General features: G+C 36.0%; 22 protein-coding genes and 1 CRISPR repeat array (1 of these 23 running past the window's edge). Of the genes, 2 read left to right on the forward strand and 20 right to left on the reverse strand.

Annotated features, from left to right (window positions below; all coding sequences use genetic code 11):
* Positions 1–99: 99 nt before the first annotated feature.
* The 12 genes from xdhC to dpaL all read right to left on the reverse strand — a co-directional run bounded on the left by xdhC (position 100) and on the right by dpaL (position 16,946).
* Positions 100–654, reverse strand: coding sequence for a xanthine dehydrogenase subunit XdhC (gene xdhC, locus ACCQ42_RS02895; protein ID WP_265236215.1), 555 nt, complete (start codon positions 652–654; stop codon positions 100–102).
* Positions 644–1,531 (reverse strand): xanthine dehydrogenase subunit XdhB, encoded by an 888-nt coding sequence (gene xdhB, locus ACCQ42_RS02900; protein ID WP_410035309.1) that lies wholly within the window; start codon positions 1,529–1,531, stop codon positions 644–646. Before xdhB ends, xdhC begins: the two co-directional genes overlap by 11 nt.
* A 10-nt stretch (positions 1,532–1,541) precedes the next feature.
* Positions 1,542–3,836, reverse strand: coding sequence for a xanthine dehydrogenase subunit XdhA (gene xdhA / locus ACCQ42_RS02905; RefSeq protein ID WP_410035310.1), 2,295 nt, complete (start codon positions 3,834–3,836; stop codon positions 1,542–1,544).
* Between the two features lie 130 nt (positions 3,837–3,966).
* Positions 3,967–5,346, reverse strand: coding sequence for a uracil-xanthine permease family protein (locus ACCQ42_RS02910; protein ID WP_410035311.1), 1,380 nt, complete (start codon positions 5,344–5,346; stop codon positions 3,967–3,969).
* Between the two features lie 23 nt (positions 5,347–5,369).
* On the reverse strand, positions 5,370–6,689 hold the full coding sequence (gene ssnA, locus ACCQ42_RS02915) for a putative aminohydrolase SsnA (protein ID WP_410035312.1): 1,320 nt from the start codon (positions 6,687–6,689) through the stop codon (positions 5,370–5,372).
* 9 nt (positions 6,690–6,698) lie between these two features.
* Positions 6,699–9,263, reverse strand: coding sequence for an FAD-dependent oxidoreductase (locus ACCQ42_RS02920; RefSeq protein WP_410035313.1), 2,565 nt, complete (start codon positions 9,261–9,263; stop codon positions 6,699–6,701).
* Positions 9,264–9,326: 63 nt separating this feature from the next.
* Complete coding sequence (gene arcC, locus ACCQ42_RS02925) at positions 9,327–10,259, reverse strand: carbamate kinase (RefSeq protein WP_106460434.1); 933 nt, start codon at positions 10,257–10,259, stop codon at positions 9,327–9,329.
* Positions 10,252–11,622 carry a dihydropyrimidinase gene (hydA, locus tag ACCQ42_RS02930; RefSeq protein WP_410035314.1) on the reverse strand — a complete coding sequence of 457 codons (1,371 nt, stop codon included), beginning with the start codon at positions 11,620–11,622 and terminating at the stop codon, positions 10,252–10,254. The genes arcC and hydA overlap by 8 nt, the downstream gene beginning before the upstream one ends.
* A gap of 15 nt (positions 11,623–11,637) precedes the next feature.
* Positions 11,638–12,930: an NCS1 family nucleobase:cation symporter-1 gene (locus ACCQ42_RS02935; protein WP_410035315.1), complete on the reverse strand. Its 1,293-nt coding sequence runs from the start codon at positions 12,928–12,930 to the stop codon at positions 11,638–11,640.
* A gap of 193 nt (positions 12,931–13,123) precedes the next feature.
* Complete coding sequence (locus ACCQ42_RS02940) at positions 13,124–14,461, reverse strand: YgeY family selenium metabolism-linked hydrolase (protein ID WP_410035316.1); 1,338 nt, start codon at positions 14,459–14,461, stop codon at positions 13,124–13,126.
* Positions 14,462–14,479: 18 nt separating this feature from the next.
* Positions 14,480–15,676, reverse strand: a complete 1,197-nt coding sequence (ygeW, locus tag ACCQ42_RS02945; RefSeq protein ID WP_265212663.1) for a knotted carbamoyltransferase YgeW — start codon at positions 15,674–15,676, stop codon at positions 14,480–14,482.
* A gap of 28 nt (positions 15,677–15,704) precedes the next feature.
* Entirely contained in the window at positions 15,705–16,946 is a 1,242-nt protein-coding gene (dpaL, locus tag ACCQ42_RS02950; protein WP_311531168.1) for a diaminopropionate ammonia-lyase, read from the reverse strand.
* Between the two features lie 201 nt (positions 16,947–17,147).
* On the opposite strand from dpaL, the gene ACCQ42_RS02955 reads away from it, so the two are divergent.
* A complete protein-coding gene (locus ACCQ42_RS02955) occupies positions 17,148–17,561 on the forward strand; it encodes a GntR family transcriptional regulator (RefSeq protein WP_410035317.1) in 414 nt (137 codons plus the stop codon).
* Between the two features lie 52 nt (positions 17,562–17,613).
* Entirely contained in the window at positions 17,614–17,838 is a 225-nt protein-coding gene (locus tag ACCQ42_RS02960) for a GntR family transcriptional regulator (protein WP_410035362.1), read from the forward strand.
* 50 nt (positions 17,839–17,888) lie between these two features.
* On the opposite strand, the gene ACCQ42_RS02965 is transcribed toward ACCQ42_RS02960, so the two are convergent.
* From ACCQ42_RS02965 to modA, 8 genes are read right to left on the reverse strand one after another with little or no spacing between them, the layout of a single operon-like run.
* Positions 17,889–18,368 carry a MogA/MoaB family molybdenum cofactor biosynthesis protein gene (locus ACCQ42_RS02965; protein ID WP_311531167.1) on the reverse strand — a complete coding sequence of 160 codons (480 nt, stop codon included), beginning with the start codon at positions 18,366–18,368 and terminating at the stop codon, positions 17,889–17,891.
* Entirely contained in the window at positions 18,365–19,339 is a 975-nt protein-coding gene (locus tag ACCQ42_RS02970) for a molybdopterin-binding protein (RefSeq protein ID WP_410035318.1), read from the reverse strand. Before ACCQ42_RS02970 ends, ACCQ42_RS02965 begins: the two co-directional genes overlap by 4 nt.
* On the reverse strand, positions 19,332–19,763 hold the full coding sequence (locus ACCQ42_RS02975) for an MOSC domain-containing protein (RefSeq protein ID WP_265236189.1): 432 nt from the start codon (positions 19,761–19,763) through the stop codon (positions 19,332–19,334). Before ACCQ42_RS02975 ends, ACCQ42_RS02970 begins: the two co-directional genes overlap by 8 nt.
* Positions 19,744–20,232 carry a cyclic pyranopterin monophosphate synthase MoaC gene (gene moaC / locus ACCQ42_RS02980; protein ID WP_158698375.1) on the reverse strand — a complete coding sequence of 163 codons (489 nt, stop codon included), beginning with the start codon at positions 20,230–20,232 and terminating at the stop codon, positions 19,744–19,746. The genes ACCQ42_RS02975 and moaC overlap by 20 nt, the downstream gene beginning before the upstream one ends.
* On the reverse strand, positions 20,233–21,171 hold the full coding sequence (gene moaA, locus ACCQ42_RS02985) for a GTP 3',8-cyclase MoaA (RefSeq protein WP_410035319.1): 939 nt from the start codon (positions 21,169–21,171) through the stop codon (positions 20,233–20,235). It abuts the gene before it with no gap.
* Between the two features lies 1 nt (position 21,172).
* Positions 21,173–22,201, reverse strand: a complete 1,029-nt coding sequence (locus tag ACCQ42_RS02990) for a sulfate/molybdate ABC transporter ATP-binding protein (protein WP_410035320.1) — start codon at positions 22,199–22,201, stop codon at positions 21,173–21,175.
* Positions 22,201–22,857, reverse strand: a complete 657-nt coding sequence (gene modB, locus ACCQ42_RS02995) for a molybdate ABC transporter permease subunit (protein WP_410035321.1) — start codon at positions 22,855–22,857, stop codon at positions 22,201–22,203. Before modB ends, ACCQ42_RS02990 begins: the two co-directional genes overlap by 1 nt.
* A complete protein-coding gene (gene modA / locus ACCQ42_RS03000) occupies positions 22,857–23,708 on the reverse strand; it encodes a molybdate ABC transporter substrate-binding protein (RefSeq protein ID WP_410035322.1) in 852 nt (283 codons plus the stop codon). The genes modB and modA overlap by 1 nt, the downstream gene beginning before the upstream one ends.
* A gap of 262 nt (positions 23,709–23,970) precedes the next feature.
* A CRISPR array of direct repeats spans positions 23,971–23,993; the repeat unit is 28 nt; it runs 737 nt beyond the window's last position.

Raw genomic sequence — 23,993 nt, forward strand, 5'->3', positions numbered from 1 at the left:
TTGATACACAAAATTATTTACAGACCCAAATCCCAGGAAAAATCCCTGGGATTTGCTCTTTTAAATATTTGTTCAGATTTTATCAGCAAGTAAGTATATTTACCCTCTAGCTTCTATCTCAATTTCTATAGCCTCTTCAACAGCTCTCAGGATATTTTCATAGCCTGTGCACCTGCACATATTTCCGGCTAAAAGTCTTCTAAGCTCACTTCTATCATACCTTTGCCCCCTAGCTACTATCTCTGTGGCTGTTATTATAAAACCTGGTGTACAAAAACCGCATTGGACTGCAGCTTGGTCAATGAAGGCTTGTTGGATAATTGATATTGAACCATCGCTTGCTACTAGACCTTCTGTTGTCCAGATATCTTTTCCTTCTGCCCAAATCGCTAAATATAGGCATGAATCGACGCTTTTTCCATCGATTAAGACCGAACAGGCTCCACACTCTCCTACCTCACAACCTTTCTTAACTGATGTAAGACCAAAGTCATTTCTTAGAAAATCTGTAAGGCTAGCCCTAGTATCGACCATCTTATCAACTGGTATGCCATTTAATGTACACCTTACTCTCTTATAGGAAGGATCTATATCAGATAATTCATCTATTCTCGGAGCAAAAGGACCATATTCCCTGCTGTGTTTAATTTTCATCATTTTCTCCTTTGTAAATACTTAGGATAGCTTCTAGATTTCGTACACATATTTCATATAAGATTTGAGTCCTTAAAGCCTTGCTCGCTCTCCAAGAATCTCTAGGTGATAGCTCTTTTAGGGCAAGTTTAGCAAAGGCTTTGATATTTTCTTCTGTTAAGACTTTGCCAACAAACTCTTCCTCTGCCTTATAGGCCCTAACAGGAATTACTGATGCAACTCCGTAGCAAGCCCTGATTTTTTCTATCTTTAAATCATCATCAAGTTTAACTAGTGTAGCGCAAGAGCTTGTCGCTATATCCATGGCATTTCTCATGGCGTATTTAAAATATTTCCCTATATAATTTTCATAATTTTCTTTTCTAAGTGTAAAGCTTTTTACAAATTCCTTATCCTTTAGATCAACCTTACCTAGACCTAGATAAAACTCTGTTATAGGCACTTGCCTATTTCCTTCAGCACTTACGATATTTACAAGGGCTTCTAGGCAAAATAGCATTGGAGCAGAATCTGCAGAAGGAGCTGCGTTACAAACATTACCCCCAATTGTTGCTGCATTTCTAAGCTGTGGACCACCTGCTGTAAGGACTGCTTCTGCAAGTTCTGGAAGGTTTTCTTTTATAATTGGATTTTCTGCTATTTCTGTAAAAGTGGCAAGAGCCCCTATTTCTATATCTCCATCATCATCAATGGTTATTTTCTTTAGGTCATCTATCAAATGAATTGACAAAAGCTTTGGGCTTTCAATTGAACCTTCCCTTAGTTTGACTAGAAGGTCTGTACCACCTGCTATGACTTTAAGGCCTGGATCTTCTGCTAGTAATTTACAAGCCTCATCTATAGAATAGGCTTCTTTTATTTCTCTTATATCGTACATCTAATCCTCCTTATAAGTCATTATCTATTAGTCCCTTTTCCTTAAAGAGTGGGAAGAGGACATGTGGGGTCATTGGTATCTTATTTACAGAAATACCAGTCGCATTTAAGACTGCATTTCTAATTGCAGGGGCTGGAGAACATGTTGGTGGTTCTCCTAAGGACTTAGTATTAAATGGTGAAGTTGGTTCTGGATTTTCTACAAAGTGAACTTCAAATTCTGGTGTATCTGCAATTGTACCTAACTTATAATCAAGGAGGTTGTCATTTAAAATCCTACCCTTGTCATTGTATTTCATCTCTTCAGTTAGGGCATAACCTACTGCCATACTCATGCCTCCGTGGGCTTGAGCCTCTGCTAGCTGTGGATTTATAATCTTACCAGCATCGTGAATGTTTATTAATTTAAGGACCTCAACCTTGGCAAGATTTATATCGACCTTGACTTCAGCAAAACTTGCCCCAAAGGAATAAGCGTTAGTCCTTACTGTGTGGGTTGTTTCTGCTGTAATATGTTGGTTTTCAGTCTTTAGGGTGTAAAGGGCTTCTGTAGCAAGTTCTTCCATTGTTAGAAGGATCCTACGATCTTCTTTTCTAACTATATTTGAATTTACGATATCTAGGTTATTTGGGGTTATCCTTGTCTGTAGATAAGCCTGGTCTAAGATTTTTGCTTTAAGCTCTTTGGCAGTTTTTGTTATGGAAAAACTTGCCATATAGGTTTGACGAGATGCGTAGGCACCTAAACCAAATGGGGATATATCTGTATCTTGGGTTGAGATTATATGAATATCTTCTATTTTCATTCCAAGATAGTCAGCTGTCATCTGAGTGAAGGTTGTATCAGCACCTTGGCCAATTTCTGTTTCAGGCAATTGCATCTGAACAGACCCATCTTCATTTACAATCATCCTACAAGATGAAGATTCTAGTGATATTGGGAAAACACCTGTATTGTACCAATAAACAGCACATCCTACCCCATACCTGATATTACCGGTTTGGTTCTTATATTTTTCCTTCTTGCCATAATAATCCATGGCTTCAGCACCTTTATTTAGGCAATCTCTGAAGGAATCGTAATAATTTTCATTATGTGAGAATGGATCAACATAGCCCTTTGGCATTACATTTCTTAGTCTTAATTCAAGCGGATCCATGCCGAGAGCCTTGGCTATATCATCTTGATGGGATTCATAGGCAAACATAGCCTGAGGAATACCATAGCCTCTCATAGCACCACCTGTTGGAAGATTTGTATAAACCGAGTAAGCATCGCCCTTGATATTTTCACAAGGATATAACTGATGAAAACAGTTAAGCCCCTTGGCTGCTATGGAATGGCCGTGGGAAGCATAGCCTCCACCATTAGAGTAGGTTTCAACTCGTCTTGCAACATAATCACCATTTTTTCTAACATAAGATTCGAGGTGGATTTTCATAGAATGTCTTGTCCTAGTTGAAACAAAAGTCTCCTCTCTAGTTGGAAGAAGCTTTAAAGGATGGCCACCTACTTGGGTTGTTAGGAAGGCACAAAGTGGCTCATATAGCGCATCTTGTTTATTTCCAAAGCCTCCCCCTATGTATGGTTTTATAACCCTGACCTTGCCCCAGCCTATGCCTAAAGCTTGGCCTATTACTCTTCTAATTATGTGTGGGATTTGAGTGGAAGCTACAACTACAATTTTGCCTGCCTCTTCGTAGGCATAAACATCTGGGTTTTCCAAATGTGAATGGGAAATTATTGGAGTTTCATAGTCTCCCTCAATTTTAATTAGGCCTTCTTCCTTTATTGCTTCTTCGAAATTACCTCTGTTATTTGTGGTATGCTTTAGGATATTGTTAGGACATTCGTCATGAATTGGGACTTTGACATCTTTTATAGATTCTTTTGGATCAAAATTTGCTGGATACTCTTCATACTCAACCTTAATCTTTTTTAAGGCTCTTTTACAGGCTATCTCATCACGACCAATAACTACAGCTATGTCATCTCCGTAAAATCTTACATGCTCATTTAAGAGATGTCTATCTGCCACATCTTGACGTTCCTTTTCTGTAGACCAAGGGTGGCCTGCTGTTGGAAACTGGATTTTTGGCACATCAAAGCAAGTTACAATCTTTACAACGCCTGCGACCTTCATTGCCTCGCTAGTATCAATATTTAAAACTCTACCATGGGCAATATTTGAATGGAGGATTTTGGCGGTGTATGCATCTTTTGGGATAAGATCTTCTGTAAATTTGGCTCTACCTGTGACCTTATCAAAAGCATCTACCCTTTTGACTTTTTTACCTACGTACATTATGTTTCCTTTCTTTAATTAAATGGCTCTTATTAGTATAAATATATCACATTTTCATAAAAAATTATAGTATTTTTTAATTTTCCCAAAAGAATAACCCTCCAATTTTTAAACTGAAGGGTTAAACATTTTATTCTTTATCCATCAATTCTCTTTCACGAGCTTCTTCCTCTATTGTTTTCTTTGGTAAGATTATGTTTAAGAAGAAGACTATTAGAGTTGACATTACTACTGGTGAAGATATAAATATCATCCTGAACCATTGTGGGAATTGCTCTAGGGCTACTGGGTTAACTTGAGTGATACCCATACCAAGAGCTATGGCAAGACCTGTTATGGTCACATTTCTAACACTCATTTCATCAGAAGTGATTAACTTCATACCACTCATGGTGATTTGCGCAAATACTGTTACTGTCGCACCACCGATTACCGCTTGTGGAACAGAAAGCATTAGGGCACCAAATTTAGGAATAAATCCTGCTATAAGGATCATGATAGCTGTAAGTCTAAGAACTGCTCTTGATACTACCTTTGTAAGTGATACTATACCTACGTTTTGTGAATAAGAAGCTGTAGGAAGACCACCGAAGAAGGCAGATACCATATTTGTAAGACCGTAGGCCTTGATTCCACCTTCAAGCTCTTTTTCTGTTGGTTGTCTATCAAGTCCACCTGTTGTTGTAGATGAGAAGTCTCCTACCGCTTGGATAGAGTTTACAACAAACATTACACCCATAGTTATGCAAGCATCTAGGTGGAAGTCTAGGCTAAAAGGCATAATCTTTGGAACTGTTAACCAAGCTGCATCTGCAAGCTTAGAAAAGTCAACAATGTGGAAAAATAGAGATGCAATATAGCCTGCAACAATACCAATAAGGATAGCTGATAATTTTACAAGGCCCTTACCAAACATGTTACAAATTAGAACAACAGCAAGGGTAATAAGGGCTACAATCCAATAAACCATAGCACCTTGGTTAGGATTTCCATTTCCTCCCGCCATATAGTTTAGGGCTACTGAGTAGAGGGAAAGACCTATAGTAAGAACTACAGTACCTGAGACCATTGGTGGGAAAAATTTGTAAAGTCTTTTGATATTCATTCCCACAAGGAAGGCTATAACGCCGCCTACTATTTGTGAAGCAAAAACTGCTCCAATCCCATACTTGACAGCAACAGAGTTAATTACTGGGATATAAGCAAAGGATACACCCATTATCATTGGAAGTCTAGATCCAAGACCTAGTTTTATAATTGGATATAGCTGAAGGAAGGTGGCAAGAGCTGCTACAAACATTCCTGCTTGGATTAGATAAATTGACTGAGCCGCAGTAAGGGCGTGGTCAGTGTTAGCCAAAGTATTTGTTAAAACGATTGCTGGAAGTGTATTACCCACAATCATCGCTAGCAAATGCTGAAGGGCTATAGGAAAAGATTTCTTTAAATCAGGCTTACCATCTATATCAAATAAAGATTTTGATACGGGGCCAGTTGTATTTTTTTGCATAATTTCTCCTTGTTTATTTTTGCCTAGAGCTTAGGCCATATTTCTTTTGCTCTTTGTCTTGATTTTTCGTGTATTTCTTTTTGATCGATAGTTTTTATTTCCCTATCTTTCATTACGATTTTTCCATTTATGATTGAATCTGTTACTAGTCCACCATTTAATCCAAATATGGCGTGGCCCATCCAATTGTTTCCATTTAGAGGAGTCATCGGGTCATAATCTAGGGCTATTATATCAGCGTATGCACCTTCCTTAATCTTTCCTACAGGATTTTTCAGGAACCTATCCATTATTTTTGGATTGTTTTCAAACAGAAGTTTGATTGCTTCAGCAAAGCCCTTGGTTGAGTCGTGGCTTTCGTGTGTAAGCAATACTTTTGCAACCCTCATTGATTCAAAAATATCATTTGTATAGGCATCTGTTCCAAGGCCCAGGAGGATATTTTTATCAAGCATCCTTAGGACTGGGGGAGCTCCTACCGCATTATTCATATTGCTTTGTGGGTTAAAAACTGCCATTGCGTCTCTTGCCTTTAAGATATCCATCTCTCTTTCATTTATATGAACATTGTGGATGGATAGGGTCTTTGGCCTAAATATTTCATAGGCATCTAGCCTATCTACCACTCTTTTACCACTAATCTTAAAGGTTTCCCACTCATCTTCAATTCCTTCTGCTATGTGTACATGGTAGCCATTGTCGAATCCTTCCATGGCTTTTTGACATTTAGCTAAAGTCTCATCAGAGAGGGTAAAGGATGCATGTAGGCCAAATAAGGCATTTAGCATATCATCGTGTTTTTCTGCTTCCCTTATCCAATTTATATTCTCTGCTATTCCCAAATCTCTCTTATCTAGGCCATCCCTATCTGATACCTCATAGCAAAGACTAGCTCTAATTCCAAGCTCTTTAGCAGCATCTGCCATGGTAAAGAGGGAGCCTTCTATTGAGTTAGGTCCTGAGTGGTGATCTATTATTGTGGTTACCCCATTATGGATTGATTCCATAAAGGTTGTAAGGGCATTTAGCCTAACATCTTCTAGGGTTAATTTCTTATCTAGGGCCCACCAGAGATTTTCTAGAACATGGAAGAAATTATCTGTTGGGTTTGAGACGCTCATTCCCCTAGCATAGGCTGAATAGCAATGAGAATGGGCACAAATAAGCCCTGGCATTACAAGCTTATCTGAAAAATCTACTATCTCTTGATTTGGATTTTCTTTTTTTATTTTTTCAAAATCACCAATTTCTTTTATGATTTTTCCTTCAATGAGGATTGCTGAATCTTCGTAGAAATTATTTGATTCATCGTTGGTGATTATGGTTTTTGCCTTTATTATCATTGTTTCTCCTTATAGGTAGTAAGAATACCTGGCCTCTAGGGCTTTTATTATTTTGACAAAAGTCTCATCGATTCTTGGGTCATCGATTTTTGCTTCTATTACATTTTTATTTGCAAGTCTTATCAAATACTTATCATCAGAGATTTTAAGGATTCCTATTTGTTCTGACATATCAAAATCCATTTTTTCTTTAAAGACTGTGAACTTATCCTTGTAAGGGGCTCCCTTGTGTGGGCAGAAACTTTCGCAGTTGCCGCACTCATTGCAAAGACCATCTAAGTGAATTGTTTGTCTTTTATTTTTAAAGCCGTCTACAAAGATTGCAACATTTGCCCTATTTGGACAAACTTCTGTACATATTTCACAAATATTATCGCATGATAGGCATCTAGCTGCATCTTTTTCTTTTGGAAGCTCTAAATAGCCACGCCTTTTTATTATTTGATCAAGTGGTTTTTCATAAGAAACTTCTATAAAATCATTTTCAAGATTTTCTTTTTTGAGTATATCCTTGGCAATTGTTTTGGCGTCTGCTATTGCATTTACAATTGATTTTCTTCCCTTGGTTATGTCTCCTGCAAAGTAGACATTTTCTATATTTGATTCTTTAGTATCGAGTAAATTTATTTTCTTATCAATGCTTACGCCTTGGTCTTTGAGATTATCAATATTAGACTTTGAACCTGTTGCTATTATTAGATACTTATATTCTTCTTTTAATTTAGCAATATCTATTGCTTGGTCATTGTTTAATTCGTAAGCTACTCCGACTTTTTCAAGAAGTCTTATATCTTTTTCTATGACTTCTTCACTTACAAGTTCATTGGCATAGCCATAAAGCTTGTCTGATTTTTCTAAGACCTTAGCTTCAAGGCCATTTCTTCTAAGAAAGATTCCTACTGCTAGGCCTGCAGGACCTCCACCTATTATAATTGCCTTATTTTCAGTCTTTATATGGCTTGACTTAAGATTTTCTATATATGTGTCATAGTAAGCATCTACGACTTCTTTTTTGACATCTCTTATATTTATTCCTGCCTCGTAGTCAACCCTAGTGCAGGCTTTCTTACAAAATTCATAACAAGTTGTTGCTAGTATTGAAGGAGCTGTGTTATCAATTGCAATTATCTCCATCGCTTTTTTATAATCTCCAAGCTCTGCATAGTGAAGGTAGGCTGAAACTTGTTGACCTAAAGGACAGCCATCTTCCTTACAAGGTGCTAAGTAACAATCAACTAAAGGAAGATCACTTTGCCAATTTCTTGCTCTTAGTCTTTGCTTTGGATTTTTCTTATAAAGGTCGATTGAATCAAGCTTATCAACTAAGCCTTTTAGCTTCTTATTATCTATTCCTTGGTAGTCCCTACCCAAAAGCTCTTCAGTTTCCTCAGCTAATTCTTTTAGTCTATAATAACCACCTGGTTTTAGAAGTGTAGTTGATACTGTGATAGGTTGGTTAAAAATTTCAAATATTTCTTTTATATTAAGTCCATCGGCACCACCACAATAGCTCATTGGAAGCTTACCATCAAAGGCCTTTGATAATTTATAGGCTGCTGAAATTGTTAGAGGAAGTAGGGCCCTACCAGACATGTACATATCATCACTTGGTAGTTCTCCTCTTTTTTGGATAACTGGGAAGGTATTTGATAATTTGCAACCAAAGACTAAATTATTATCCTTACCTAATTCTAATAATCTCGTAAATATCTCTATAGATTCATCAAAGCCTAGGTCATGATCAAACTGGGCCTTATCAAAGTCTATGTATTTATAGCCCAATTTGTTTAAAATTTCTCTTGCATAGTCGTATCCAACAAGGGTTGGATTGCACTTAACAAAAGTATTTAGGCCCTTATCCTTTATCAAATATGCAGCAATTTCTTCTATCTCACCTGCTGGTGTACCATGCATGGTTGATAGGGTCATAGAATTACAAACCTTACCATCTATTGCTTCTATATCTTCTAGATTAACGTTTTCAAATTTATCGATATTTTCCTTCAAATATGCAATAGCATCCTTAAAAACTGGAGTTTCACTTGCATCCATCAAGGAATTTATAAAATTATCCACCTTAGGAGATTTAATTCCCTCAAGATTGTAGCCAACAGACATGTTTAGAACAAAATCTTTTTTATCTGCTATGCCAAATTCTTTGGCAAGGACTCTTATGGCAATTTCTGCCTTTATGTATTCAGCTGCTGCATCTTCTATCTTAAGCTCTGTAGACCATTCGCAGTTGTAGGCCTCATCTTCTGAATTTATACATGGCTTTGGAATGGCTGCCATGAGCTCTTCCCCATCCATTATCTGACATGTCTTAAGCTCCATATACCTACCACCTGCAAGATATGATGCTATCAAGTTTTGGGCAAGCTGAGTGTGAGGACCTGCTGCAGGACCAACAGCCGAACCAAGTTCATCACCAAAAACAGTTTTTAGGCTTTTTCCGCTTGTATTTTTATAAAATTTTTCTTTAGATATAGAAAATACGCTTTCCTCATTTTTATATTCTTCCAAGGCCCATTCTATAAGCTTGGGAAATTCTATCAATCTCATGTATTCACTCATACTTACTTCCTTCCTAAAGAAATAACCCCATACAATTGTTTGAAATTATATGGGGTTTTCTCCTTAACCTATCCAAGTACCTGTCTTGCCGCTTAGGGCTTCTTTGGCATTTTCTAAGCTTGTTATCACTGCTTTCCTACCATCTTTGCTTGTTACAAATTCTAATGCTGCTTCAATTTTTGGTAGCATTGAACCTTTTGCAAATTGGTCTTCTCCTATATATTTTTGCGCCTCTTCTACACTAAGTTTATCAAGGTCTTCTTGATTTTCCTTACCGAAGTTAATGGCAACCTTTTCAACAGCTGTTAAAATTACAAGCACATCACTATCTACTAGCTCTGCAAGTTTTGCTGATGAAAAGTCCTTATCAATTACTGCATCAACTCCAACATATTCATCATTTTCCATGATTACAGGAATTCCGCCACCGCCTGCTGCTACAACTACACAACCACTATTGTATAAGGTTGTTATAGCTCTTTTTTCTACTATATCAACAGGTTTTGGACTTGCAATTACCCTTCTATAACCACGACCAGCATCTTCCTTCATAACAAAGCCATGTTCTTCTTCTAATTTTTTAGCTTCTTCCTCGCTATAAAAATCTCCTATTGGCTTAGTTGGATTAGAAAAAGCTGGATCTTCAGCATCTACCATTACTTGGCTTACAAGACTAACCACTGGATTTTCGATTTTCTCTTTTATAAACTCATTTTCAAGTGCATTTTGTAAGTGGTAGCCAATGTAGCCCTGGCTCATAGCCCCACATTCTGCAAATGGCATATAAGGAACCTTGTCATTTATACTTCTTCCAGCACTCATGGCAAGTTTTATCATGCCTACTTGTGGTCCATTGCCGTGGCATACTATTATCTTATAACCATCTTTAACTAGATCTGCTATTGCAGATGCTGTTATCTTTACCGCTTCTTTTTGCTCAGTAGGGGTGTTGCCTAAGGCATTACCCCCAAGAGCTACTAATATTTTTTTATTCATTAAACTTCCTTCTAATAAATTGTCCATAACCTTGTTTACCAAGGTATTCACCATCTTTGAGAATGAAATTACCTCTGCATAAAACTGTATCTACTTCATAATCTGATTTCATTCCTTCGTATGTGGTGTAATCAACAATTGAATGTCTATTTTCTTGTTTTATAATATATTCTTTTTTATCTAATACTATAATATCAGCATCTGCTCCAGGAATTATATTTCCTTTCTTTGGATATAAACCAAAAATTTTAGCAGGATTGATCATTAATACTTCAATAAGTCTTTCTAAACTAATTCCTCTTCTTAAACCTTCACTAATAATTAATTCAACTCTTTCTTCAACACCAGGTATACCACCAGGGCAAGTTAGAAAATTATCTTTGTGAGGTAGTTTTTCTGTTTTGTAGAAGAATGGACAATGATCAGTAGCTACTACGTTTACATGGCCGTTTCTAATTCCTTCCCATAAGAAATCTTGATCTGATTGTTTTCTCAATGGAGGTGCCATGATATATTTAATACCTTCTTCGTTACCGCCTTCAATATACTTATTTTCATTTAGCATTAAATATTGGGTACAGGTTTCGCAGAAGAGATTTTTAACCCCTCTTTTTCTTGCTTTAATTATTTCTCTTAAACCAAGTTCTGTAGATGTGTGAACTATATATAATTTTGGAAAGCCAGCTATTTCAGATAAATAAATGAGTCTATTAATTGCTTCAGCTTCTGTCTCTGCGGGTCTTGTTTTTGCATGATAGATAGGATCTAACTTGCCTTCTTTTTCTGTTTCAGCTCTTAGTTCTTGAATTGATCCATCATTTTCGCAATGAATACAAACGACTGTTCCCGTCTCTTTAGCTTTTTTCAATACCCTTAATATTTCATCATCATTTATCTTTCCACCATATGTGGTATATATTTTTTCCGAAACAATTCCTTCATTTTTATGGAGTTCTTCAATTTGTCTTAGAGTTTCTTCTCTAGCATCTTGAAGTGCACCATGAAAAGAATAATCAATTATAGCTTTACCATCTGCAAGCTCATGATAATGTTTTATCATTTCGGAAACATAGCTATCTTTTGGTCCGAAAGCAATATGATCAACAATACTAGTTGTTCCACCATGAGCAGCAGCTCTTGTCCCTGTATGAAAATCATCTACAGCTACATATTGTCCTAAATCCAAAGACATATGAGTATGAACATCGACTCCACCTGGTAGTGTAAGTCTATTTTTTGCATCATATATCTCACAATCTTTTTCGTCCAGATTATGTCCTATAGCTTCAATTTTTTCATCATTGATTTTTATATCTGCAATATTTTCACCAAATAAATTTGCGTTTTTTATAATTATAGACATACTTTCTCCAATATTTTACTTTCTTATAAATTTTATATATATATAATATAAGATTCCAGTTGCGATAACACCAAATACATAAGCATTATTAAATATCCAGGACAAACTTTCTACATATTTTCCAATAAATATAAGTATTGTCATAGCTAAAAATAATATAATAACAGGTATATTCCATCCTTTATTATAAAAATATTTTCCGCCATCAATTCTGTAGGTATCTACAATATCAATTTCTGTTTTATAGTCAAATAAATATGCAACAAGATATATTCCTGAAATCGGACCAATTAATGCTCCTAATAATTGTGTAACATTAAATATTAAATTATAAGCACTTGAAAGTGAATCCCATGGGCGTGCTAATAAAGCTAATAGTGCTACTCCTATAGTTACAGTCTTATAATTAAATTTATTCTTAGTCAATGTTGCCGCAATGTTAACTGGCGGTATTAGGTTTCCAGCTACATTTGTTGTTAATACAGCCATAATAATGAAAATAGAAAAAACTATCCTTATTGCTACACTTGGAAAATGACCAACCAAAACAGCTGGTTCCCAAATTTCATCACCAAAAGCTAGTAGCCCACCTGCTGTACCACACATTCCAACAAATGATATATAAAATGTCATTAAAGGAGCACTTATTATTTGACCAACACTTTGAGATTTTTGGTCTACACAATGTCTTGTAAAGTCAGGCATTGATAATGCAATACCTCCATCAAACGCAATCATCGCAGAAAGTGCTGGCCAAAATAGCTTCCAAAAATCAACATTAGGATCCGCTTTTAAAATTTCTACATTTAATAAAGCGTTTAAACTCCAGTCGGCTGTTGAAAGCCCCCAAATTATTACAATTAAGCTTAAAACTATAAGAATAGGAGCTGAAACCCCTTCTAGTAGTTTTACAGCTTTACTTCCTGAAGCTGCAATATAGACATTCATTATCCAAAATATTATGAATGAAATGAATTGCGATGTAAATCCCATGTTTAACCAGTTTGGATATATTGCGCCAATAATAGTATAGACTGCTTGCCCACCTATCCAAGCTTGAACTCCAAACCAAAAAACACCTAGAACCGCTCTAATTATCGAAGGGAATATAGTACCCTTATTACCGAAAACGATTTTACTAAGCGTAGGATATGTCATTCCATACTTCGTTCCAAAATGTCCTAAAGCTATAGCTACACCCATAACTATAGTATGTCCTAATACAACGGTAAATAATGCTTGCCCCCAGCTCATTCCAGAAACAAGCAAACCACTTGCTACTTGATAAACTGCGATAGATACTATCATACCAATCCAGAGATTGGCGATGTCTTTAGTTCGCCAATCTCTTTTATTTGATGGTATAGGAGCACTCATATCGTTATAGTCGTTATTGTACTTTTTGATTTCTTCTAATCCAGCTTTTTTTAATCTACAATATCGCCTTTTTGTACTTGAGTGTTTTTTACATCCATTGTAAACTCCTATTTGATTTCAAATATTATTTATTTTCTTGTGTGTATACTAGTGGAAGAGCTGCGTATACTGCTGCACATGTTACTAGGTCTTGTTTGAATGTTACTTCGTTTGGTGCGTGAGCTTGGTCTTCTGCTCCTGGTCCAAATCCTATTGTTGGGATGTTGTGACGACCCATTATAGCAACACCATTTGTTGAGAATGTCCATTTATCTGTTAGTGGACGAGCTGCTCTTTTTTCTTCTTCTTTTGCTATTGGAGGAGCTATTCTCTTATCACCGTATAGGTTCTTGTAAGCATCTTCTAGTGCTTTTGTTACCTTGTGATCTTCTGGAATTACCCATGTTGGGAAGTAAGCTTCTTGTTCATATTCAAGGCCTGTCCAGCTAGCTCTCTTGTAGTCATACATTGATACTTTTGCACCATGTTTTTTAACTGATGGTAGATCTTCTATTTCTTTTATACAAGACTGCCATGTTTCACCAGCTGTCATTCTTCTATCTAGTGAGATTGAGCATGAGTCTGCTACTGCACATCTAGATGGTGATGTGTAGAAGATTTGACTTGTTGTTACTGTACCACGTCCTAGGAAGTTTGCTTCTTTGTATTCTGGGTTATATTTTTCATCTAACATTTTTACTAGACCCTTGATTTCTACTGAATCATCTGCTGGGTTTTCGTTTAATGCTTCGATTTCTTTAAGGATGTCAGCCATCTTGTAGATTGCGTTGTCTCCTCTTTCTGGAGCTGATCCGTGGCAAGATATACCTTGTACATCAACTCTCATTTCCATTCTTCCTCTTTGACCTCTGTAGATTCCGCCGTCTGTTGGTTCTGTTGATACTACAAATTCTGGTCTGATTCCTTCTTGTTCAATCATGTATAGCCAGCAGTTACCATCACAGTCTTCTTCTTGAACTGTTCCAGTTACTAGCACTCTATAATCTTCATTTAGGTAGCCTAGATCTTTAAGGATTTTTGCTCCATATACTGATGCTACAGGTCCACCTAGTTGGTCAGAACCACCACGTCCGCCTATAAGATTTTCATCTTCAAATCCATCATATGGGTCAAATTCCCAGTTATCTATGTTTCCGATACCTACTGTATCTATATGACCATCAAAGGCAATTTGTGTTTTTCCTTCGCCCATTTCACCAAGTACGTTTCCTTGGCCATCAATCCAAGCTTTGTTAAAGCCTACTTTTTCCATTTCTTCTTTTATTCTTTTTGCCTTATCGCCTTCTTCACAAGATTCACCTTTTAGTTTGATTAAATCTCTTAGGAATGCTACCATGTCTTCTTTGTATTCGCCTGCTTTTGCTTTTATAGCTTCAAAATCAATATTTTTAAATTCTGTCATTATATCCTCCCTTTATTCTTATTTGTCTAATCTTTTGTTTGCTTTGTCTACTAATTCTCTTAGTTTTTCTTCTGGATTTTCTATCTTTTGTAGAAGAATCATTGCTGCTATGATGTATGGTTTGAAGCTTGCTTCTTTATATAGAGGAACTCTATATCTATCAAATACTGATTCAGCTACTTCACCATGTTCTGCAGATACGCCTGTGATATCTGCTGGTAGGCAGTGCATGTATAAAGCTTTTCCATCTTTTGTTAGCTTCATCATTTCTTCTGTACATTCCCAATCCATGTGGTCTTTGTTTTGTTCAAGAAGTCTTTGTTCTAATTCGTCTATTCCCTTTTGGTCGCCTTCGCCATATAGTTTTGTTCTTTCTTCCATAGCTGCAAATGGTGCCCAAGATTTAGGATATACTATGTCAGCATCTTTGAATGCTTCTTCCATTGAGTTTGTTACTGTGAAGCTTCCGCCGTATTCTTCAGCATTTTTTCTAGCTATTTCTTCTACTTCTGGCATTATTTCGTATCCTTCTGGGTGAGCTAATACTACATCCATTCCAAGTCTTGTAAATAAGCCTGATATACCTTGTGGAACTGATAATGGTTTACCATATGATGGTGAGTATGCCCATGTCATTGCTACTTTTTTGCCCTTTAGGTTTTCGATTCCACCAAATTCGTGAATTACGTGGTTAAGGTCTGCCATTGATTGGGTTGGGTGGTCGATGTCACATTGTAGGTTTACTAGGGTTGGTCTTTGTTCTAGAACTCCGTCATCATATCCTTCTTGAACATATTCTGAAAAGTCTTTCATGTATTTATAGCCTTTACCTATATACATGTCATCTCTTATACCTACTACATCTGCCATGAATGAGATCATGTTAGCTGTTTCTTTAACTGTTTCACCGTGAGCTATTTGGCTTTTGCCTTCGTCTAGGTCTTGTACTTCTAGCCCAAGTAGGTTACAAGCTGAAGCAAAGGAGAATCTTGTTCTTGTTGAGTTATCTCTAAATAATGAGATTCCAAGTCCTGAATCAAATATTTTTGGAGAGATATTTTCTTCTCTCATTGCTCTTAGGATGTCAGCTGTTTTCCATATAGCTTTTAGTTCGTCTTGTGATTTATCCCATGTATGGAAGAAGTCATCACCAAATAGGTTCTTGTGGTCTAGTTCTTGTAGTTCGTCGATTAATTTTTTGATGTCTTGTGTCATTTTTCTCTCCTTATATTTATTATTTTTATTATCTTTGAATTGTGTATTTGTATTCTGCTTCGTTTGAATATATTCCATCCCAAACTACTCTTAGGTAGTGTTCGTAATCTGTATCTCCTTCAGTAGAGATTAATAGAATTACTGAATTTTCGTCTAGTTTTAAATCTTTTTTGATTTCTTCTAAGTCTTTTCTTTGTAGGATTTCTGAAAGAGGGCCCATTGTTGCAGCTCCACTTTCACCAGAGATTATTTTCTTATCGTCTTTTAGAGGATTGCCTAAAATTCTCATTCCTCTTGCTGCTGAATTATCAGGTACTGATAAAAATGCGTCTGCATAAGAATGTAGGACTGGCCAGCCAACTGTTACTGGTTCACCACAAGCAAGACCTGCCATTATTGTATCCATCTTGCCAGTTACATTGTGAATCTTGCCATCATCTGCCTTAGCTGTGATAAAGTTACAATTTGCTTTTTCTGGTTCTACTACACTTATAAATGGTTTTTCTTCTCCCTTATAAACTGATGAGAAGTAACCGGTTACACCAGTTGCAAATGAACCCACACCTGCTTGAGCAAATACGTGACTTGGTTTAAGTCCAAGTTCTTTTAATTGATCATTAGCTTCTTTTGCTAAGGTTGCATAACCTTGTATTATCCATGTAGGGATTTTCTCATAACCTTCCCAAGCTGTATCTTGAACCATGACCCAGCCTTTTTCATCAGCATTTTTGCTTGCAAGACGTACGCAGGCATCGTAGTTTAGGCCTTCCATTATTTCACATTCAGCGCCTAGGGCTCTTATGTTATCACGTCTTTCAAGTGCTGATCCATCTGGCATGAGTACAACGCATTTTTGTTTTAATTGGTGAGCAGTCCATGCTACTCCTCTTCCGTGGTTACCATCTGTAGCTGTTACGAAAGTTATTTCTCCAAGTTTTTCCCTCACCTCATCTGAAATCATTTTCTCAAATGGTAGGTCTTCGATATCTACTCCCAACTTATCAGCTATGTACTTGCCTATAGCAAATGATCCACCCAAAACTTTGAAAGCATTAAGGCCAAACCTATAAGATTCATCCTTTACAAATATGTCTTTTACGCCAAATTGCTTAGCAAGGTTTTTTAGTCTTACAAGTGGAGTTGGCTCATAATCAGGGAAACTCTCATGAAATTTTTGTGCTGTATTTACAACTTCCTCATTTATAAAATCTAGGGAAGCCTTTTCTCTTTTACTAATATCATTTAGTACTATGTTATATCTCTCTTCCAAAATTACATCCTTTCGATTATTTATCGATACATCCTTCACTTAGCCCTTAAGTCGGGATTTGCAAATTCCATATCTTAAGCCATAATAAATATAAGTGGTATGTGATATATCACTTATATTATAAAACCTATTTTACATATTGTCAAATAAATTATTAACGTTTTCATATTTATGGTAAAATTAATTAGGAGAGGGATTAAAATGACTAATAATAAAAATAATAAAATCAAAAGAACTTTTGTAAAAGATCAAGCCTATAATATACTCCATGAACAAATTATTAATGGAAATCTTAAACCATATACCCAGCTTAAAATAGCAGATTTATCTGAAGAATTAGGTATTTCTAGGACTCCAATTAGGGAAGCAATCCTAAAACTTGAAAATGAAGACCTAGTTATAAGCAAGGCCAACCAATGGACCATGGTAGCCCCTATCAAGGTAGAAAGGCTAAAGGATATCTACCACCTAGTTTATGAATTGGAAAGCTTTGCCCTTAGGGAAAATTTTTCTAAAATAGATGATAAATTTATTGATAAGCTAGGGGCTATTAATGAAGAAATAAAGATTCAACACATGAAGGAAAATATAATGGCAGTAATAGAGTTAGATTGATTTTCACGATTTAATCATTTCTTTATCTTCAAATAAAGAAATAAAACCTATTATTGATAGGCTTAAAAAGCGTATTAAAAGATTTGAGATTGCTTTTTATAGGGTAAAAGATTTTCAGAAACCACCTTCAACTTATGATGAACACCTTTTACTAATTGATTGTTTAAGAAAAAGGGATTTAGAAAAATCACTAGCAGCCCTTAAGGAAAATTGGACTACAACCATTTCTGATAAGTCTATAGAAAAAATTAGTAAGTTGTTAAATGTCGAGAATTAACAACATATAAAAAACCTCTCACCAAATTTGTGATGATGAGAGGTTCTCTTTTAGTGCCTATCTATTCCAGCTATAGTCTCAAGCCCATGAATTAAAAAGCTTTTTATTATTTCAAAATTTTCCCTACAAGCCTTAGGACTTCCTGGGAAATTTATTATCAGACTTTTATTTCTTATGCCCGCCTCAGCCCTTGAAAGGTAGGCCATAGGTGTTATTTTTGCTGATTGATTCCTTATTGCTTCGCTTATACCTGGGCATCTCTTATCAAAGACAGCTAGGCTTGCTTCTGGGGTGATATCCCTTTGGGCAAAGCCTGTACCACCACTTGTTAAAATCAAAGAAATTTCTTCATCTGAATATTTGATAAGTTTTTCCTTAATCTTATCAAAGTCATCTGATATTATCTCGTATTTTTTTACTTCAAAGTCAAAATCTTTTAATAAATCAACTAAGACTTTCCCGCTCTTATCTTCGTAGATTCCAGCTGACGCCCTGTCAGAAATAGTGATTACGCCTGCTGTAAAAATCACAAGAGACCTCCCTCAGCCATTTCCAAGAAGTCTTCTTTTTTAAGGTCAAGTCCTGCAAATATCCTAGGAAGGAAGAAGTCAAAGCTTGTTATCTTTGAATGGATGCTTGCTCCTGGAACTCCCATTAAGTAGGTTTTATTATCTCTTGCAACCATCAGCATATTGCCTGGTTGCATAGGGATTCCTTGAACAATGACCTCTGCCCCTGTTTTTCTTATTGCCCTAGGTGTTATATCATCAGGATCTACGCTCATTCCACCTGTAAATATTACAAGATCTGCACCGGCATCTTTAAATTTCTTATAAGTTTCAACTAACTTCACTTCATCATCAGGGAGAAATTCAAAGCCCAGGATTTGGGCATCAAAGTGGCTTAGTTTTTCTTCCAAAACAGGCCTAAAGGCATCTTTTATCCTACCATAATAGACTTCATCACCTGTTATGATACATCCTACTTTCAATTTTTTAAATGTCTTGACCTCGAAAACTGGACCAGCATTTAAGATTTCCTTGGCCTTTTCTACTTGCCATTTATCTGTCCAAAGTGGGACAATCCTAGCCCCAACTAGCTTATCTCCTGGTTCAACCCTTATGTAGGATTTTTTGCATGTGATTGTATAATCTCCAATTTCATTTATAGCTCTTAAAAGCTTCCTGTCGATTATAAAAAGTCCTTCCTCCTTGCTTGAAAGGTTGATTTTACCCTCGCTAACTTCTGATATTTCAATATTAGAGCCAGCAAGAAGTGGGCCAATCGCACTAATTGCATCTTCTTCGTGGACTTGATTTTCTTCTAATTCTCCTACATATATGTGATCTTTGCCAATATTTTTAAGTTCTTCTATGTCAGCCTCTTTTACGATATGACCCCTCTTAAATTTCACACCCTTAAAACCATCTTCCATGATTGCTGTAAGGTCATGAAGAAGAGGCAAGCCAATAGCATCTTCAACTCTTATCTTCTTAATCATTTTTTATCCTTATTTTATCTTCTGGAAAAATTACTCCTTCTTTTTTGACTATAGCAAAAATCCCCTCAGTCGGCATAATGCACTCGCCTGTAAGATTTCTAATCTCACAACCCTTATGGCATTCTTTGCCAATTTGAGTAACTTCAAGCTCACATTCACCTATCTCAAGAATTGTCCCAATAGACAAGGTATGGATGGTAATTCCCTCTGTCATTATATTTTCAGCAAAATCTCCAGGTTTTAAACTAGGAATTTTCTCTTTCATTTTATTTAAAGACTCAATTGCTAAGAGCGATACCTGCCTATGCCAATTTCCAGCGTGGGCATCACCGATAATTCCGTGGTTTTTCTTAAGGGTAATACTTGGAACTGGAGTCTTAATCGTCCCCTTTTTTTCGCTGATATTAACCGATATAACTTTCATTTTTGTAGTCTCCACTCTTGCCACCTGTTTTTCTAAGAAGCTTGATTTCACCAATTTCTATATCTTTTTGTACGGCCTTGCACATATCATAAATTGTTAGAGCAGTCACGCTTACTGCTGTGAGAGCTTCCATCTCTACCCCAGTCTTTGCATTTAACATTGCCCTTGCAAATATTTCTATGACTTTTCTCTCATCATCCATCTTAAATTCAATATCGACTGATGTAAGATTGATAGGATGACACATGGGAATTAAATTTGAAGTATTCTTAGCCGCCATAATTCCAGCAACCTTAGCAACTGTTAGAACATCTCCCTTTTGAATTTCTTGATTTTTGACCATGGTATAGGTTTTGTCATTTAAAAAAACCTTGCCTGTAGCAAGGGCAAGTCTATCGGTGGATTTCTTATTAGAAACATCGACCATCCTTGCTCTACCATTTTCATCTAAGTGCGTAAATTTATCCATCTATCCTCCAATCGAGCTCATTGTTCGAGCACTTTCTGAACCACTCTCATCTAGCTTATGACTTTGGGGTTTATTATAAATTGTAGCTTTGATTAGCCTTTCCTTATCAGGCCTAGACAAGCCCTTTATAGAAATTTCATCCTTTGAATGCAGGCAGGCCTTAAGTTTACCATCTGATGTAAGCCTAATCCTGTTGCAATCACCACAAAATTTATGGCTAAGGGGTGAAATTAGGCCAACTTTTCCCATATGGCCATTAATTTTATAAGTCCTTGAAACCCCATCAAAGCCAAGGTCTTTCTTTTCATAATCTTTAAGTAAAGTTGAATTTTCCTTGTAATTATTTTTATCAAAAGCAAGATCAGCACCAATTGGCATCAGTTCAATAAACCTTACTTCGATTGGCTTATCTTTAGTTAGGGCTACAAAATCTGAAATCTCATTATCATTAAATCCTTTTATAAGAACAACATTTATCTTAACCTTAAAACCTAAATCTATTGCCTTATTAATCGATCTAATTACCTCGTCAAATCCATCAGATTTAGTAATTTGCTTAAATTTTTCCCTATCTAAGGTATCCAGACTAAAGTTAAGCCTTGAAATCCCTAATTCTTTAAGCCTCTCAAGCTTGTCATAGACCATTGATCCGTTTGTGGTTATGGCCAAATCTTCAATACCATCAATTTTAGCTAGCATTTCTACAAGGTCCATTAGACCACGTCTTGCAAAGGGCTCACCGCCAGTTAGCCTGATTTTCTTTATGCCAAGGCCTACCATTATCTCAACAGTCTGGCAAATTTCCTCAAAAGATAGGATATCTTCATGCTTTAGAAGGTCTATTCCTCTATCACCCATGCAATATTTGCACCTAAAATTACACCTGTCAGTGACAGATATTCTTAAGTATGAAATTTCCCTTCCAAATTTATCTTTCATTTTATCCCTCTTTCAAGCAAATAAGAGCTTCCTCACTTATTGTTAAAAAAATCGGTCCGTCTTTAAGTTTATTATAGTCTTCTTTGCTAATTTCAATCTTTAGATTGTCATAAATTTGAACATCTTTATTATAAATAATAAGGCAAGAATTTATATTTTCAATTAGGCGATAAGATTCAATCCTAATAGATTCTTCACTAATAGGTTGATTGCTTAGGTCCATGGCCTTATCCGTAATAGCGATTATATTTCCATTAAATTTACGGCTCGTCCTTATAGATATACCCCAAGCCTTAAGGAAAATCTCATTATCTTTAATAACAAAAGTCGAAAAGTTCTTAATTCCAATAAGCTTAGCCTCAACAATATTGCTAGGATTTTCAAAAAACTCAGATTTATCCTTAACAGAATTAGTCTTGCCAGAGCTAATACTTACGATACTTTCACATATCCTGTAGACCTCTTCCTTGTTATGGCTAACTAGAATAGTTTTAAGATTGTAAGTATCAATAAATTTAATAACTTCTTCTTCAATTTCTGACCTCAAATATTCATCCAAGGCAGAAAATGGTTCATCAAGGAGAAGGATTTCAGGGTTATTAACTAGAATCCTACAAAGAGCTGTCCTCTGCCTTTCTCCACCAGAAATTTGGTCCGGATACTTATCCTTAATATGGAAGATTCTCATTTCATTTAATTTTTCTTCGATGTCAACTGTATTTTGATCCCTGAGACCGGCTATAACATTCTCCTTGACTGTAAAATTAGGAAATAGAGCATAGTCTTGAAAAAGAAAACCAACACGTCTTTCTTGAGGCTTTAGATTAATTTTCTTTTCGGAATCAAAAAGAGTCCTGCAATTAAGGATAATCTTTCCTGAATCAGGCTTAATAAGACCTGCTATCGCCTTTAAAGTCAAGCTTTTCCCAGAACCTGAAGGACCTAAAAGTCCAAGCCTTGAATCTTCCATAACAAAATCTGTATCCAGATAAAAATTTTTAAAAGTTTTTTTAATCTTACACTCTAACATCAAGAAGACTTCCTTTTCTCAAATAAATTTATAGAAATCAAAACAACAAAGGATATTAAAACATTAATCATAACCCACCTATAGGCCATTTGGTCTTGGCCAATCCTCCACAACTGGTAAACTGTAGTAGAAATGGTAGCAGTCTTATTTGGAATGAAACCAGAAACCATGCTAGTAGCTCCATATTCACCAAGGGCTCTTGCAAAAGATAAAATTATTCCAGCAATAATCTCCTCCTTGCAGTTAGGAAGTATTATCCTCCAAAATATCCAGGTATTGGATTTGCCAAGGGTTTGGGCGGCAAAGCTTAAGTTTTCATCAAAGGCCTCAAAAGCCCCCCTGCTTGTCCTATACATAAGAGGAAATCCGACAAGGATTCCAGCTACAACTGCAGCCTGCCAATTCATAATCAGTTTGATATCAAAATTTCCTAAAAATTTACCAAAAAAATTATTTGGTCCCAATATTTTTAAAAGAAAAAAACCAAGAACTGTAGGCGGAAGGACTAAAGGCATAGTCAAAATCACATCGAGTATGCCCTTAAGCGTTCGTGGTAGCTCTTTGATCTTATAAGCTAAAAATATTCCAAGGAAAAATATAAAAATTGTTGAAATTATGGCAATTCTTATAGAATTATATAAAGGAAATAAATCCATTATTCAGCCTGTTTAAATCCATATTTTTCAAAGATTTCCCTAGCCTTATCGCTATTAAGAAAAGATATAAACGCATCAGCATCCTCCCTATTTTTGCTATCTTTAAGAACAGCCGCAGGATATATTACCTTCTTATCTAATAAGCTTGGATCAGCCTTAGCTACAATCTTAAGACCAGCAGCTTTTGCGTCTGTAGAGTAGATAATTCCACAATCAACAGCACCTTCGCTAATCCAAGATGTAACTTCCTTAACATTTGACCCAAAAGTAATTTTTCCTTTGATGGCATCCCAAATGCCCATGTTCTTAAGAAGAGATTCAGAATATTGTCCAACAGGAACATCAGCATTGCCTAGGGCAATTGTATCAACAAGGTCAGTATTTAAATCTTCAAAAGACATGATATCTTTACTAGAATCTTCCTTTACAGCAAGAGTCACTTCATTTTCAAGAAGATCAAAACGTGAATCAGGATCAATCTCAAGGTCAGAATCCTTCTTATCACTAGTTGGATCTAATTCATCCATTTGCTTAGAAGCTGCTGAAATAAAGACATCACAGGCTGCTCCCTCAGCAATTTGGCTTTTAAGAGTGCCTGAGGAATCAAAGTTAAAAACAAGGTTCACACCAGGGTTTTCCTTTTCAAACTCATCCTTAATCTCAGTCAAAGACTCAGTCATAGAAGCCGCCGCAAAAACAGTCAAATCCTTCTTATCTTCCCTATTCACTTGGTCCAACTCAGTTTTAGCCTCATCTTTAACATCCTTAGCATCATTACCCTTAGCCCCACAGCCTACAAAAATAAGACCGCAAAGCAAAGAGATAGCCACAATTCTAATATATCTTTTCATAATCTCTCCTTAAAATTAAAAAAATCGATTACCGTCTGATTTATTATATCATATTTTTTAAGTGAAAAATATAAGAAGATGTATTTTTAACTTAAATAACTTTCAAAAATTCAAAGCTTAATAAATTTAAAAATAATTAACTAGTTAAGGCCCGATTGAACTAGAAATAGCTAATCGTTCATAAGCACCAATATCAAAACTAGAATCACCCCCGCTGTGCGGGTATTACTGGAAATTATCCTCAAAGAACTCCGAAACATTGGGATCACACCCGCGTGTGCGGGT

The organism is Anaerococcus kampingae, from assembly GCF_046365475.1.
Lineage (GTDB): Bacteria > Bacillota > Clostridia > Tissierellales > Peptoniphilaceae > Anaerococcus > Anaerococcus kampingae.

Bases quoted from the DNA above. Each gene is read 5' to 3' on its own strand.
- arcC (WP_106460434.1), bottom strand. From the start codon at position 10,259: ATGAATAAAAAAATATTAGTAGCTCTTGGGGGTAATGCCTTAGGCAAC.
- ACCQ42_RS02990 (WP_410035320.1), bottom strand. From the start codon at position 22,201: ATGTTAGAGTGTAAGATTAAAAAAACTTTTAAAAATTTTTATCTGGAT.
- xdhC (WP_265236215.1), bottom strand. From the start codon at position 654: ATGAAAATTAAACACAGCAGGGAATATGGTCCTTTTGCTCCGAGAATA.
- hydA (WP_410035314.1), bottom strand. From the start codon at position 11,622: ATGTCTATAATTATAAAAAACGCAAATTTATTTGGTGAAAATATTGCA.
- moaC (WP_158698375.1), bottom strand. From the start codon at position 20,232: ATGGATAAATTTACGCACTTAGATGAAAATGGTAGAGCAAGGATGGTC.
- ygeW (WP_265212663.1), bottom strand. From the start codon at position 15,676: ATGACACAAGACATCAAAAAATTAATCGACGAACTACAAGAACTAGAC.
- ACCQ42_RS02955 (WP_410035317.1), top strand. From the start codon at position 17,148: ATGACTAATAATAAAAATAATAAAATCAAAAGAACTTTTGTAAAAGAT.
- ACCQ42_RS02935 (WP_410035315.1), bottom strand. From the start codon at position 12,930: ATGATAGTATCTATCGCAGTTTATCAAGTAGCAAGTGGTTTGCTTGTT.
- xdhB (WP_410035309.1), bottom strand. From the start codon at position 1,531: ATGTACGATATAAGAGAAATAAAAGAAGCCTATTCTATAGATGAGGCT.
- ACCQ42_RS02970 (WP_410035318.1), bottom strand. From the start codon at position 19,339: ATGATTAAGAAGATAAGAGTTGAAGATGCTATTGGCTTGCCTCTTCTT.
- ACCQ42_RS02940 (WP_410035316.1), bottom strand. From the start codon at position 14,461: ATGACAGAATTTAAAAATATTGATTTTGAAGCTATAAAAGCAAAAGCA.
- ACCQ42_RS02975 (WP_265236189.1), bottom strand. From the start codon at position 19,763: ATGAAAGTTATATCGGTTAATATCAGCGAAAAAAAGGGGACGATTAAG.
- modB (WP_410035321.1), bottom strand. From the start codon at position 22,857: ATGGATTTATTTCCTTTATATAATTCTATAAGAATTGCCATAATTTCA.
- moaA (WP_410035319.1), bottom strand. From the start codon at position 21,171: ATGAAAGATAAATTTGGAAGGGAAATTTCATACTTAAGAATATCTGTC.
- modA (WP_410035322.1), bottom strand. From the start codon at position 23,708: ATGAAAAGATATATTAGAATTGTGGCTATCTCTTTGCTTTGCGGTCTT.
- ssnA (WP_410035312.1), bottom strand. From the start codon at position 6,689: ATGATAATAAAGGCAAAAACCATAATCACCAACGATGAATCAAATAAT.
- ACCQ42_RS02920 (WP_410035313.1), bottom strand. From the start codon at position 9,263: ATGAGTGAATACATGAGATTGATAGAATTTCCCAAGCTTATAGAATGG.
- ACCQ42_RS02910 (WP_410035311.1), bottom strand. From the start codon at position 5,346: ATGCAAAAAAATACAACTGGCCCCGTATCAAAATCTTTATTTGATATA.
- xdhA (WP_410035310.1), bottom strand. From the start codon at position 3,836: ATGTACGTAGGTAAAAAAGTCAAAAGGGTAGATGCTTTTGATAAGGTC.